The sequence below is a fragment of the Pseudomonas sp. MCal1 genome (assembly GCF_026341415.1).
GTDB lineage: Bacteria > Pseudomonadota > Gammaproteobacteria > Pseudomonadales > Pseudomonadaceae > Aquipseudomonas.
The window spans coordinates 1-396 of record NZ_JAKUMP010000040.1; the positions used below are offsets into that span (position 1 = coordinate 1).

Consider the following 396-nt stretch of genomic DNA (forward strand, 5'->3'; position numbering starts at 1 on the left):
GCGCTTGAGGTCATAGTCGCGGCGCACGACCGTGCTGGTGCGGGTGCCGGTACGAATGCTGAAACGGCTGACCACCGGATGCTCGGCCACCATGCCGGAGTCCTGCCGATAGGGCGTGGCGCCGAGCTTGGGTAAAAACACCTGGTCATCGGTGAAGACCAGCCGATGCCCGTCCACCGAGTGCTGGTGATGCCAGGCGATACCGTCCTCGGCGCACAGTCGCTGGATGAACTCCAGATCGGATTCGCCGTACTGGGTGCAGTAATCACGGGGCGGATTCGCCGCGACATGAAAGCTGAAGGCATCCGCTTGAATGCCATGCCCCTTGAGCACCTGCGCGATGATCTGCGGCACCGTACGCTGCTGGAAAATCCGCTGATCACGACTGAACTGCAA

1 protein-coding gene is annotated in these 396 nt (G+C 61.9%); it reads right to left on the reverse strand.

Going from position 1 to position 396, the window contains the following annotated elements; translation table 11 throughout:
• A partial coding sequence (locus MKZ87_RS28865) for a contractile injection system protein, VgrG/Pvc8 family (RefSeq protein ID WP_266202224.1) occupies positions 1-396 on the reverse strand: 396 nt, incomplete at both ends.